General features: G+C 46.7%; 11 protein-coding genes. 1 reads left to right on the plus strand and 10 read right to left on the minus strand.

Features of this window, described 5'->3' with window-relative positions:
* Positions 1-80: 80 nt before the first annotated feature.
* The 10 genes from CGC65_RS01165 to CGC65_RS01215 all read right to left on the minus strand — a co-directional run bounded on the left by CGC65_RS01165 (position 81) and on the right by CGC65_RS01215 (position 11,182).
* Positions 81-758 (minus strand): DUF6100 family protein, encoded by a 678-nt coding sequence (locus CGC65_RS01165; RefSeq protein WP_022272114.1) that lies wholly within the window; start codon positions 756-758, stop codon positions 81-83.
* Positions 727-1,284, minus strand: a complete 558-nt coding sequence (locus CGC65_RS01170) for a DUF5697 family protein (RefSeq protein ID WP_022272113.1) — start codon at positions 1,282-1,284, stop codon at positions 727-729. Before CGC65_RS01170 ends, CGC65_RS01165 begins: the two co-directional genes overlap by 32 nt.
* 102 nt (positions 1,285-1,386) lie before the next feature.
* Positions 1,387-4,353 (minus strand): VirB4 family type IV secretion system protein, encoded by a 2,967-nt coding sequence (locus tag CGC65_RS01175; RefSeq protein WP_007037850.1) that lies wholly within the window; start codon positions 4,351-4,353, stop codon positions 1,387-1,389.
* A gap of 53 nt (positions 4,354-4,406) precedes the next feature.
* Positions 4,407-5,543: a C40 family peptidase gene (locus CGC65_RS01180; RefSeq protein ID WP_007037849.1), complete on the minus strand. Its 1,137-nt coding sequence runs from the start codon at positions 5,541-5,543 to the stop codon at positions 4,407-4,409.
* Positions 5,540-6,454, minus strand: coding sequence for a type 1 periplasmic-binding domain-containing protein (locus CGC65_RS01185; RefSeq protein WP_007037848.1), 915 nt, complete (start codon positions 6,452-6,454; stop codon positions 5,540-5,542). Before CGC65_RS01185 ends, CGC65_RS01180 begins: the two co-directional genes overlap by 4 nt.
* A 9-nt stretch (positions 6,455-6,463) precedes the next feature.
* Positions 6,464-7,174 carry a hypothetical protein gene (locus CGC65_RS01190; RefSeq protein ID WP_007037847.1) on the minus strand — a complete coding sequence of 237 codons (711 nt, stop codon included), beginning with the start codon at positions 7,172-7,174 and terminating at the stop codon, positions 6,464-6,466.
* Positions 7,175-7,198: 24 nt separating this feature from the next.
* Positions 7,199-7,606, minus strand: a complete 408-nt coding sequence (locus CGC65_RS01195) for a hypothetical protein (RefSeq protein ID WP_007037846.1) — start codon at positions 7,604-7,606, stop codon at positions 7,199-7,201.
* A 267-nt stretch (positions 7,607-7,873) separates the two neighbouring features.
* Positions 7,874-8,407, minus strand: coding sequence for a hypothetical protein (locus CGC65_RS01200; RefSeq protein WP_007037845.1), 534 nt, complete (start codon positions 8,405-8,407; stop codon positions 7,874-7,876).
* The gene (locus CGC65_RS01205; protein WP_022272315.1) at positions 8,388-9,626 is read right to left on the minus strand and encodes a MarR family transcriptional regulator; all 1,239 of its coding nucleotides are present in this window, start codon (positions 9,624-9,626) and stop codon (positions 8,388-8,390) included. Before CGC65_RS01205 ends, CGC65_RS01200 begins: the two co-directional genes overlap by 20 nt.
* A gap of 374 nt (positions 9,627-10,000) precedes the next feature.
* On the minus strand, positions 10,001-11,182 hold the full coding sequence (locus CGC65_RS01215) for an ISL3 family transposase (protein ID WP_002578311.1): 1,182 nt from the start codon (positions 11,180-11,182) through the stop codon (positions 10,001-10,003).
* A 182-nt stretch (positions 11,183-11,364) separates the two neighbouring features.
* On the opposite strand from CGC65_RS01215, the gene CGC65_RS01220 reads away from it, so the two are divergent.
* Positions 11,365-12,450: a C45 family autoproteolytic acyltransferase/hydolase gene (locus CGC65_RS01220; protein ID WP_002566441.1), complete on the plus strand. Its 1,086-nt coding sequence runs from the start codon at positions 11,365-11,367 to the stop codon at positions 12,448-12,450.
* The last annotated feature ends 1 nt before the right edge of the window (position 12,451 follow it).

Raw genomic sequence — 12,451 nt, forward strand, 5'->3', positions numbered from 1 at the left:
CGGTAAAACCCGAGCGTTCTTTAGCCCGAAAATGGTAGATTATATGTATCCTGTGACAGATTTTACCGGAGTCGAAACTTTCAGCCGGATTCAGAAGGAAAATCCGACAGGTACTTGGCAGCATTTTCATGCGCTTTCAGCCATTTTGAAAAATAAGATTTTTCCATAATGGTAAGAATCGTACAGTCTTCGGTACCAAACTGGGTACAGTGATAAACATCACATAAAAGGCCGGAATCATCTTTCATCAGAAAGGCGGCTACAGTATCTAAAATCTGTTTACATTCCAGATTGTCATAGTCCCGGATGCGCCTGGCAGATTGATTTTGGTCGTACTGGTGTGAAAAGCACACAACACACTGGTCGAAACGACGCAGAGGGTGGGTGCCGGCATAATCCGCCAGACACTGATAAAGGGGTTCGGTGATAAAAGCAGGGTTTGAACCTTTTTTCTTTTTGGGCATCAATCCCGGCAAAGTGATAACAACCTGACAGTCAATCTGAGTCACGGTAATTCCCTGTATATCTGCCGCTTTCTGCATCAGAATCGGTTTGGGTACCAGATTGGCAGAGTAGATCAGGTTGCGGAGAGTACAGGCAATTTTCTCAGCCCGCAATGCAGCATCGGTGCTCAGCTCCTCATAGTTCTGGGGATAAGTATCACTGTCAGTCAGGTTCAGAGCATACAGTGTGTTGACGAGTTTGGATATTTCATTTTGTATCCGCTCAAGCCGGGTATTCAGGGTGGTTCGGTCCATAAGTCAGTCCTTTCTTGTAGTAATGAATTTTCCCGTTTCGTGGCAGGCAATATGCGGTTACATCCGGAAGCCGGCCGGCAAGTTCCAGCTGAGTTTCCGATGACAGAACGATCAGACGCTGATAGTTATCAGGAGGCCGCAGTTGCAGGGACAGCGCATGGGAAACCAGAAGTTCTTTGCCTTCCGGCAGCCAGATGACCTCATAACATTCTTCACGGGCAAAGAAGGTAAGCGTAACAGGAAACTCGCCTGGAGCATGGTAGGTGACTTCCGGTAAGAAGTCCAAAAGCACATCAAAAGCAGCCTCCATCCCATCAGCACATTCTGTTTCCGGCAGATGAACGACAGAGCTTTCCTGTAAGGAGATCCGGCCCTGTTTTTGCAGCTGTTTTAATATGGAATGAAAAGCTGTCTCAGAAAGCTGAGGGAAGAGCAGCAGCATCTGACGAAACTTCAGGCGGTGGTACAGGGAAAGAAGCCGGATGATTTCTTTGTGTACAGAGCCGGTCTGGTTTGGATAAAGCATAAAAGCCTCCTTTTGCGTAATCATGCGTAATTGTGAGGATTCGTAAGCTGGCAGTATTGACGGTCGAGCAGTAAATACTCAAAGTGTGAGTAATCCTGTGTATTAGACCGCTTCAGACATAACCTGGTGCTGGCGTTCCCGCTCCAAAAGCCGCTTCAGTTCTTCTCTGTCCGTGGTAATCAGTTCTTTTTCCAGTTCCGAGGCTTTAAACTCAACAGTTACATTATTGTTATTGGTAGAGATCAGTGCATTTCCACGTTCAAAATGAGTGATAGCCATAGTTTCTGCTTCGGAAAGATGCAGAATTGACTGTACCCGCATCGCCTCTTCGTCTTCCAGGTTCAGGATAATTTTGGTTTTGGAATTATTGATAATACCCTTACCATATTTACCGTCGTCCAGAGCAAAGAAATCATTCAGATCCTGGGTAGCACAGATGGCAGAACCGCCATAGCCGCGGATGATTTTGAAAATCTCCAGAACAAATTCCGCAGCCAGCCGGTTGGAAGATGCTCCGATCAGTTGCCATGTTTCATCAATGAAGATGGCTTTTTCCACGGTACGATCTTCTTTGGCCTTATCCCAGACAAAATCCAGTGCTACAAACATACCGACGGTCAGCAGATCACCGGTCAGTTCAGAGATATCCAAAACGGTGTATTTATTGTCCAGATTCACATTGGTCTGCTGGTTGAAGGTGGAGGCAGAGCCATTTACCAGTCGGTTCATAATGTTGGCAAGACGTCTGGTATCCGGATTTTCCTTCAGGATGTTGTACACATCTCCCAGAACTGGCATCTTTCGATAGTGTCCGAGATTTTCCGGGTCATACAGGCTGCCATTGTTGTGAGTAATTCCTTTTTTCCTGTAGGTCTGAATCAGAGCCTCATCTAAAAGCTGCCGTTCCTCGTGATTCATGTCCGGAATCAGCAGAGAAAAGAAGATATGCAGCCGTTGGATTTTTGCAGCCAGTTCGGATTTGTCAGCCTGGGGACCATCCAGAAGTTCGTTGGCAGAAGAATCAACCTTGCGAATTTCCATAATGTTGATGCAGTTTTTGGAGGCCGGAGAGATCTGGATAAATTCTCCGCCAATATTGTTGCAGGCTCGGTGAAATTCATGGCCCTTCAGAGGGGCAATAATAAAGACCTGGATATTTTTTCTGCGCATCCTAAGCGCCATCAGCTGCATTGTGAAGGTTTTCCCTGCTCCGGATGTGCCAAGCAGTGCCATGTTGGCATTCTTATATACTCTCGAATTAAAGATATCCACGATAATCAGAGAGTTATTGTGTTTGTTGACACCAAGCAGGATTCCGTTATCATCGCACATCTCAAAAGATGTGAAGGGATAGCAGCTTGCAACGCTGGTAGTCAGTACGTTCCGTTTGGAACGGGCGAACAGCTTTCTCTCCAGAGATACCAGAGGCAGTGCAGACAGCATCGCCTGCTCTTCCCGAAAATGACAGGTTACAGCCTCCATGTCCTGAGACAGCAGCAGCTTTTTCATTTCGTTGGTGCGCCACTCCAGTTCTTCCAGGCTGTCGGCTGTGACGGTAATGAGAATGTTCATATAATAGAAATCCTCATTATTTGCCAGTCCATCCTTTAAGAAGTATCCAGACCGGATTGCGCTGTCCAGATCATCGTAGTCTGAGTTGGTATCGGAAGTATCTTTGATTTTGGAGCGGTTGATTCGCAGCTGTTGTCCCAGTTTCTGCTGTACTTTATCCTTTGGCTGCCGGTCAAAGAAGATGTCTACATCGATTCCTTCTCCGGCATTGACCAAAAGGGAGAGCCAGCCTGCACAGACCTGGGTGCGGTAGCCGCTGGAAGGGATCAGAAGATAAGTGTGATAGACTCCATCCATGACACAGTAGTTTCCATGGGTAAAATCAATGCTTTCCGGGGCAAAAAACTCTCCGGCAGGAATATGATCCAGGTCGTTTTTGCGTCCGGCATTGATATACTGACCGATTACCTCATTGATTCGGGTCGGCAGAGGTTTTATGGCACTGGTACGGCGGTTCAGCAGGTTATAGAGAACATCCGTGGCAAGTTCATCTTCGTTATCAGGCATCAGGATTTCATTTCCGCACTGCTGAAGATAGGTTTTCGCTGTCTGAACAGCGGTTGCCAGGGCAGAGCGGGCATCGCCTTCGTCTGTGTTCCGACTTCCGTTAAATGGTTCATATTCAAAAATAATAAAAAAACGACGGGTTATGGCTTCCTTTGAGCCGATCCTGCGGATCAGAGATTCATAATCCTTTAAAAGAGCCAGACAGCGTTCATCTGTTTCCTGTGCCATCTCCCCTTGGATCGCTTCCAGATGGCGGTTTATATCAGCTCTTCGTGTTAAAACCTTGAACTGAAGTTTTACAGGACTGATTTTCAGATAGGACACGAACGAATAAATAATATTTTTCTGTTCTCTGGCACTGCGGAGCAGAAAATTGATGGGAACAATCTCAACAATTTTCACAAACCGGTGATCTCTGGTATAGATGATACCATTTTCAATTTTTTGAATCGGCAGATATTCGGCTGCAGGGTTCAGCAGAGGAATGGTCTGTTCCTGACGGTTACCGGAACGGTCAGGGTGGCCCTTTTCCTTTCTTTTTGCAGCTTTGCGTTCTTTATAGCTGCCGAATTCATCCGGAAAATCTTCGGAAGCTTTCTTTTTTTGTTTGGATTTTTTCTTTGCCTTTTTCCCAGAAACGGTATCGGTTTGTTTTTCTGAGGCACTTTCTTCTTCAGCTGCTTCCGGACAGATGCCGACAATTCTCCGGTGCTTCAGATAAAGAAAAAAGTTGATAACAAAGGATGTCAGACTCTCTCCGTTAATTCCGATGATGGCAAACAGAGCCAGCGGAAGAACGGTAACACAGGCAATTATAATTTTAGTGGTAAGAGAAAATGGCAGGTAAAATTCGGGAATACCAACCAGCAGGGAAATGCATAAGGCTTCTACCGCATTCCGCAGCTTTAAGGTTCCGCCCATAATGGTTCCGGATTCAATAAAGTTTGGCGGTATGATATAAATATCAGTTTCTTCTTGTCGCAGGGACATGGGACACCTCCTGTAAATGTAGTCTGGCAGCAAATGGACTGTCTGCCAGCCGGTTAAGGCGAGGCATACGGTCTGCCGCACAGGACAATATTGTTGACACTGTAAATCGGGCGGTAGACCACCTTCTTCTTGGAGAAAGAAGCATCTACCACATAGCCGTCTCCGGCATAAATAGCCACATGACCGATATTCATGTATCGGTTATTGACTTTAAAGGAATAGAAAATCAGATCTCCGGGTGCAAGGCTGTCATAGGAAACAGCCAGATTGTTTTCTACAATAAAACGTCCTTGGGAAGCTGCTGTATTGGAACCGTCATACTGAAGCGATACACCCAGCTGGTTGTAGACCCAGTAAGTAAAGGAACTGCAGTCAAAATACCCAGGCTGGTTTCGAAGCTCCTGGCTGTAGGGTGTGCCAAGTTTTGTCAGCCCCAGATCCACCGCCGCATTTCCTGTTTCTCCCGGAACAAGATCAGGATTTATTTCCACAGAATAAATGGTGTCATATAAGAACAGGTGTAAATTGGAGGCATAAAAACCGGCAGTCTCTGCCTGTTCTTCAGTCAGGTGGAAGACATGATTGGAAAAATATTCATCCCCGGCATATTCGATGATGTATTCATAGTGGAAAATGGTCTCCGTTTGGTCGGTTCCCTCAATGGTCTCTTCTCGCTCCGTAATATTGACAGAATAGGTAAAAATGCCGTCTGTTTCTGCCCGCAGAATCTGCTCCAGTTTCTTTAACTGCACTTCCTTGAAATCCTGCTGAGAGGCACAAAATTGGGAGATGATCAATGCACTTTCATAAATAATCTGGTCAGAAAAGTCATCTGTAATGCTGTATTCACAGTTGGTGCCAAGATTTGCGGCTTCTGCAAGGATACGATCCAGAAGCAGGTTGTGTTTTTCCCGAAGAATTGTTTCAATGCTGGTTTCGGTCTGAGAGATATTTGCCATGATGACAGAATTATCATTTAAAACATTGTCGGGAACCGCATCCAGCCCTTCGTTACCGAAAATCAGAGAAGGCAGCATAAGTATAAACATGACAGGAAGCAACAGGAGCGCAATGATTACAATGAGGATTTTAGCGAGGGTGTCTCTTCCTTTCCAAACGGCAGATACAGCCATTCCTGCAGGACCGCCGGTTCTCTTTGCAATGACTGCAAAAGCCTTGCCGGGGCTCATACGCGATCCTTTCGCTGCGGCATACGGGGCAGCTTCTGGACAATGTTTTCATGGTAGGCGATCTGCCCTTTTTCTGTCATATACGGGATTCGTTCTACTGTGTCGGCAGCATACTGGCGATACCATGTGGTCTGATCCGCTGCTGTCACGGTTTCGTAATTTCCTTCGGGAGCCATATACTGGTCTGTGTGGTACATGGCAAAGGATGTACCGTTCGGATGCTCTATACTGGTTTCTGTTCCGGTGATACGTCCTCCTCCGATTTCCACATCAGAATAGGACGGGGCACTGGCAATGCCGGTCTGTCCCATATAGGAAGTCAGCGCCTGGGCAGCTTGTGCTCCTTTCATGGAGCCTGTATAGCTGATGCTTCCCTGCGCAACTGCACCGGTTACCTTGTTGGCAAATTCACCTCCCTTTTTCAGGGAAGATTCAAAGGCTTTTCTGCTGATGGGATTGCCGGACTGCCCGGTAACAGAATTCATAACGCTTTGAGAAAACTGGCGGCTGACGGCTCCAGCCAGTCCGCCGGACAAAAAGGAAGCCGGATTCATACCATAGCGGTTGCTGGTAGAGCCGCCTCTGTAAGAGCCGCCGCGAAAAGTTCCGCCAGTGGAGATGTTTTTGGCGGATGTCAGCCCCTTTGCGGCAATCATAAACTCAGCCATCATGGAACCGCCCGTATGTCCTACATTGATTCCAAGACTGCTCATAAAACTATCAATCTTCTGACTGATTTTTAAAAATGCGATGGCACACAAAAACCAGATAAAGATACTGCCCGCAGTAGCTTCCTTTCCGTGGGCAGCCACTTCATCTTCTGTGACAGCCAGAACTGGCATGATCTGCATCAGCGTCAGCGACAGGGTAAGAGCTGTGCCGGTGGCTATTTTTTGAATCGTTCGTTTCATGGATACCTCCTAAATTGAGAGTGGGTTAGAAATAAAGCTGCCCACCATGGAAGTAAAGAGGCGCAGGCACCAGGCATTCATAATCAGTAAAAAAAGCTGGCCTCCAAACATCCGGCACCAGCTTTTAAAGATATTAGAGGTACTTTGGGCAGAACCGGTGGCAAATGCCATAGGAGCCGTGAAGATCAGTACCCCCAGCAGAATATAGCGTTCTGCAGCCTCAAAGAGCAGCTTGATGTAGTTCCAGGCCAGGATTAACAGAAGGGTCAGAGCAATCAGAGCTACTGATCCGTTGGCACATACCCCAAGGACTGTAAGCAGGACTGAATTGAAATCTGCAAAATTCAGTGCGGGAAGATCCGAAGAGAGAATCCAGTTGTAGGGTGTTCCTCCCACTCCAAGAATCAGATCAGTAATATCCTTACAGTAATAAACCAGTCCGATAAATAAAAAAGAGCGGATACTCAGTTTGAACGGATCTTCTGCCTCTACGCCTGCAATCAGTCCGAAGTTTTTAAAAAGCTGCCAGATCCAGTTGAGAAGAATCAGCCCGATGGCAGTTGCCACAAAAATCCGGTACATTGTCTCTGCTGCGGGAAAGTACCGAAGAAATGTGTCCATGTTACAGCCCAGAGCACCCAAAACAGATGTGGTAATCAGATCCAGGGCATTCATTACCTGTTCGGCAATCCATTCCACAATCCCGTCTAAAATCCCCATATTTCATCACTCCTTTCCTCGCGGTTATCCATTCCATTGTCCGCCGGAGAAGAAGGGAGTGATATAGGCCATGATAAAACCAAGCCCGTTGAGAATTGCCCAGGATATTACAATGCGTTTCAGCCAGGCCCGGGATTCATCTACGGTTCTTCCGGATTTGGAAAAGTTCATAAGCAGCAGTGCCACCGATGCAGTCACAATAGCGGCAATAGTGGATATCCCCAGTATTTTGGAGTAGACATCTTTCATAATCGTTTCTGCCTGTGTCCACATATCAGCAGCCAGTACTGTCTGAGTATCCAACAGAAGAATACAAAGACCCGCCGCAGCTCCGTAGAGTGCATAGTCTAAAACTGGTTTCTTCTTTCGGCAGGCGGAACCGGCAGGTGTGATACCTGCAATGGGGGAATTTGTCTTTTTTTCGTTCTTCATGTATGACCTCCTTGTGATGAAATGAAAAAGACCGAACAGCAGCGTGAACCGCAATCCGATCTTTGGGGTAAAAAATAACACCTGAATGCACAGGTGTCTTTCCTGCCATAGCTGTCTTCCTGGGATTGGGTACAGCTTTAAGCATGGACATTATATCATGGCGAAAATGCAGTGTAAATTGCATTTCAGTGCCAGTTATTTCCCGTTTTTTGCCATTTTTATGCCATATCGAGCGGCTGGCAGAGTTATGGCATGGAAAGGCTGGCTTCAGTTATCTGGAAAGAACTGATTCACGATATGAAGGCAGTTTCTGGCAGTGTATCCCCAGAGGATTCCACTGAGAGCTTCAATCGCCTGGGGACGCTTTCGATAGTAAGTGCGGTAGGAAATATTGGCTATGTGAGGGCGCAGCTTATCAATAATCTCGTCGGCATTCTGAAGCTGCTGTGGAGAAAGATAGGTGTAATAGAGAATCCAGTAATACTGTTCTCCGAATTTGTGTTTGTTACGAAGAATTTCCACGGCTGAGTTCAGCAGAGACAGCATTTGGTTGCTCCGTTCAATACTCTTCGCATAATTTTCCAGCTTACTCCCGTTTAAATCGGCTCCGGCCAGATAGATGGATTCCAGGAAGTCATCAATGCTGCTTTCATACTCAATCTCAAACTCTCTTTTTACGTGTTGAACCTCTAACTCCAGATTCCACACAGCATCCCGGTAACTTTTCAGCAGCCGATAGGTATCGTGGTATACGGGGTTACTCTGGTCTACTGAGTGATTTTTACTGCTTGTCTGTTTCATAATGCTCCTCCTCATGAGAATTAGTAGTCTGCTTTTGGACAGGTGATGCACCAGGGACGGCATCATCAAATTTTATGGATGGATCCGATTGAAGCATCGGCTGAATACTCAGTTCAAAGTGGTAGACAATGTTGCTTTCGCTGCAGCCAATCTGCAGAGAATACCTGTAAATATCCCTTCTGCAGGCGGATAATCGATATAACTTATACTTGCTTTTGCTGCATTCACAGCAGAAAACCCCTTGCGCCGCAAGGACTTTTGCCGATTTTTGAATTATTTTCAATATGTGAGTTTCTGGGACGCTATCTGTATTGTCTGAAACGTATATCTGTTCTGTTTCCGGCAGAATGTCTGCCAGTGACTTCCCGATATCAGCTTCTGAAAGACAGCGGGATGCCTCATCATCCAGAGTGACAGGAAGCTGAAATGTCAGGGAGACCTCTTCTTTATCTACCATTACATCACTGATGCTGAACATCGTTGACAGGTAGCCCTGAAGGTATAAAACGCTTCCATGGGTTCCGGTAAAAGAAACAACGGTCAGGTATTCATGGCTTTCCAGTTTCTTGAGCAGGCGGCTGATACTTGATTTGGACAGGCCCCATCTGAGGGCAAGCTCCCGGCAGGTAATCAGTGGGCGGCCCGTATGATCTCTGAAATAGACAACAGGCCCTACATCGGAGCCTTGAACCTGTGGATCGTTGTAGATGGCATGAATCCACATGTCCAGAATAATATCCATTTCCGAGCATTTTCCCATGCTCACCAGTTCATGAACAACCGATACCGGGAAAAAGAAAAAGCCAACATCCTTCTGGCATGGGTAGTTGTACTCAAGAGAAGTATTATTGGCTTTCCAATCAGATATATGAAATTTGATGAGCCGGTTCCGGTCCAGGCGGGTATAGGTGATGTAATTCTGGGACTGCAGAAAGTCCAGAATGCTGATGGCCTGGTGCTGGAATCTGGTTCGGAACCAGGATGACAGTTCCTGTGGTGTGCAGATCCATTCGCCTGGAGACACCAGGTAGGTAATTCCGTCCATTTTCCGGTAGGATGAACGGAAGTTGGCGTAGGAGCACAGGACGATATAGTAATATAGGTAGGAACTGCCGTGGGTGCGGAAGTTCGGGTCATTCATCAGCCGTCGGACAAATTCACGGTAGATGCGGCAGCGTGGGTAGTCCACGATTTGTTTGAGTTCTAATTGATATTCCATGTTTCCTCCATATAAGTAGGGTAAAGTGTTTGAAATAAATCAGATTCTGGGGTACAATAGTGACAGCTGAAATAAGGTGGAGCATAAGGTGGACGACGATTTGAAAAATGGCTGCAGTGCCTGTAAATATGAGACTTCTTAGCGTAGAGGGGAGTGGTCTGCAACACCCTTATCACCGGTCCGATTCCGGTCGTCGCCTCTCAGAAAGAATCACGTATATGTGGTTCTTTTTATTGGCTCTTTGTCAATAGTTGGGGTGGGATTTGTTAAAATCCCGCCCCAATTCTATGAAAAGGGCCCTTTTTATGTTTAGTTCCAGGTTTTACTGATTTTGGGCATGCCAAATAAGCCTCCGCATTACCGACCTTTTTATCCTATGATGTACAGTGAAGTATCCGGGTTCGGAACCGTTTGAAATTCCGGATTCCGTAGCTGCTCCGTTTTAATACCTTTATCTTGTTGTTAAATCCTTCTGTGGGACCATTTGTCAACCCGTATTTAAAGGCATTCAGAATTTCTTTTCGCCAGGCCCTGTAGGTCTTAGCACAGGCCTCAAATTCCTTGATCCCACAGCTCTGTGCATTCGCAATCCAGTCATCAAATTCCCTCTGCTGCTGACGATACGCTTCCATCTGGCAGATATCATAAAACCACTCTTTCATGCGGTGTGCCAGACGCAGATCCTCGCTATAGTGAAGCATTAAATCACAGGCCTGTTTGTTCTCATCTTTCAGCTTTTTATAGCGGGTCAGAATGAGTTTCCGGCTGCGTTTATAATACTTACGCAGAGAAACCGGCATGGAGCGCTGCAGCCGTTTGCGTACATTTTCAATCGCCCATGTCATCTGCCGGATGAAATGATATTTATCCACGATGATTGTAGCGTTTGGAAAGAAGGTCTGTGCAAGTTCGGTGTAGGGGCGCCACATATCGCAGACGAAGAACTTTACCTTCAGGCGTTCTTTCCTGGGAATGTTCCGCCAATAATCAGCCAGATGGCTCTGGGTCCGATCCGGGAGAATGTCGAGGATCCGGCGCTTTTTCGGATCAACCAGAATGCACTGATATTTACCGGTAGAAGCATTGCCTTTGAATTCGTCAATGGAAAGCGCTTGTGGAAGCTGGTCAGGCGGAGGATAGCAAATCGTGTCCAGAAGGCGGCAGACCGTCTGGACGGAAACACCGGTAAGCTCTGCAATCTGTTTTAAGGAAAAGGTCTGCCGGAGCAGGGAGACAATGTAAAATGCCAGTCTGCGGGTCCTGCGGTGGTAGCTGGGGAGGAACGAATAGGGTTCCGTGAACCGTTTGCGGCAGTATGGGCAGAGGTAGCGGCGTTTGCGAAGGAGCAGGATTACTTGTTTTCCCAGTAAGGGAATGTCCTGGACTTCTTGTAAACGGTAATCATGAATCCGTTTAGTTTTAGCCCCACAGCAGGGACAAGTCTGTTCTACCGGTTGGGACTGGATGAAAATTTTAATGAAAGAGTCTGCCTGAACCACTTTTTTAATAAAAACACCTTCCAAGTTAAGGAAGGCCTTGGTATAATTAGGGTACATCTATAAGGGGTCACCTCCGTAACATTAAACTTTGGTCGGGATAATGTGTTTAGGAGGCTTCTTATAGATGTATTTTATTACAACGAAAAGAATGTTGGAAGTGTGCTTTTCAGCACACCCCAACATTCAGTATAGAACCTTTTTATTTTAGTTAAAAACAAAAAGCAGGGAGAGGCAATACCATGAGGACAAGGAAGATGAAAAGGTGGCTGTCAATTATACTGGCAGGCCTGGCGGCAGTGATTCTTATTGCAGCGGCAGGAGGGGCATTCCTGTTCCGGCATGAGTTAAAGACGTTGCACTCGCTTAAAAAGGTGGATGACAATGTGCTGTATACCATGAAGTATGATGGGGATTATGGATTTGATGAATTTCTGGAGACAGGGGCCAGCAGTGACAGTGAGCTGGTGGAATTTGTGACGAATCGTCTGTTAAAGGGAATTCCGCTGGAATTTTCTATTCCTGACTTAGGCTGCTCTACCTTCAGCGCACAGACAGAGGACGGGGCCCGCATATTCGGCCGGAATTTTGATCTGACGTATTCGCCGGCCATGTTCGTATTAACAGAGCCAGCCAACGGTTATCGTTCCATGTCAACAGTCAACTTGGCATTTCTGGGGTTTGGAGAGGACAAGCTGCCGGATACATTGAAACGCAAAATTATAACGCTGGCAGCGCCCTATGCCCCTTTGGACGGTGTGAATGAAAAGGGGCTGGCGGTGGCTGTTCTGCGCATTGGCGATGAGCCTACAAACCAGGATACGGGAAAGACAGATATTACCACCACCACGGCTATACGTCTTATGCTGGATAAGGCCGCCAATGTGGATGAGGCCCTGGAACTACTGGCACAATACGACATGCACTCGTCGGCCGGGAGCTGCTACCACTTCCAGCTGGCAGATGCACTGGGCAACAGTGCGGTGGCAGAGTATATTGATAATGAATTTGAAGTTATCGGAAAAAAAGGAGATTACCAGGCTGCAACGAATTTCCTGCTGTCAGAGAAGAAATTTAATTTTGGAAATGGTCAGGACCGTTATCAGATATTGGAACAGGCATTGGGAGAATGTGCCGGCATTGTTAGGGATGAGCAGGAGGCTATGGACCTGTTGGAAGCTGCGTCTAAGGACTGGCATGTGTCTGAGACAACAGGACGTCTTAATGCCACACAGTGGTCCATTGTATATAATTGCACGGACCTTACAGCCAGTGTGGTTACCGGGAGGCAGTATGACAAGCCTGCCCATGAATTCAGTCTTAAATAGC

The organism is Enterocloster bolteae, from assembly GCF_002234575.2.
GTDB lineage: Bacteria > Bacillota > Clostridia > Lachnospirales > Lachnospiraceae > Enterocloster > Enterocloster bolteae.

What these genes read in the sequence shown, in the direction of transcription:
- CGC65_RS01165 (WP_022272114.1), bottom strand. Translation starts at nt 758, where the DNA reads ATGGACCGAACCACCCTGAATACCCGGCTTGAGCGGATACAAAATGAA.
- CGC65_RS01170 (WP_022272113.1), bottom strand. Translation starts at nt 1,284, where the DNA reads ATGCTTTATCCAAACCAGACCGGCTCTGTACACAAAGAAATCATCCGG.
- CGC65_RS01175 (WP_007037850.1), bottom strand. Translation starts at nt 4,353, where the DNA reads ATGTCCCTGCGACAAGAAGAAACTGATATTTATATCATACCGCCAAAC.
- CGC65_RS01180 (WP_007037849.1), bottom strand. Translation starts at nt 5,543, where the DNA reads ATGAGCCCCGGCAAGGCTTTTGCAGTCATTGCAAAGAGAACCGGCGGT.
- CGC65_RS01185 (WP_007037848.1), bottom strand. Translation starts at nt 6,454, where the DNA reads ATGAAACGAACGATTCAAAAAATAGCCACCGGCACAGCTCTTACCCTG.
- CGC65_RS01190 (WP_007037847.1), bottom strand. Translation starts at nt 7,174, where the DNA reads ATGGGGATTTTAGACGGGATTGTGGAATGGATTGCCGAACAGGTAATG.
- CGC65_RS01195 (WP_007037846.1), bottom strand. Translation starts at nt 7,606, where the DNA reads ATGAAGAACGAAAAAAAGACAAATTCCCCCATTGCAGGTATCACACCT.
- CGC65_RS01200 (WP_007037845.1), bottom strand. Translation starts at nt 8,407, where the DNA reads ATGAAACAGACAAGCAGTAAAAATCACTCAGTAGACCAGAGTAACCCC.
- CGC65_RS01205 (WP_022272315.1), bottom strand. Translation starts at nt 9,626, where the DNA reads ATGGAATATCAATTAGAACTCAAACAAATCGTGGACTACCCACGCTGC.
- CGC65_RS01215 (WP_002578311.1), bottom strand. Translation starts at nt 11,182, where the DNA reads ATGTACCCTAATTATACCAAGGCCTTCCTTAACTTGGAAGGTGTTTTT.
- CGC65_RS01220 (WP_002566441.1), top strand. Translation starts at nt 11,365, where the DNA reads ATGAGGACAAGGAAGATGAAAAGGTGGCTGTCAATTATACTGGCAGGC.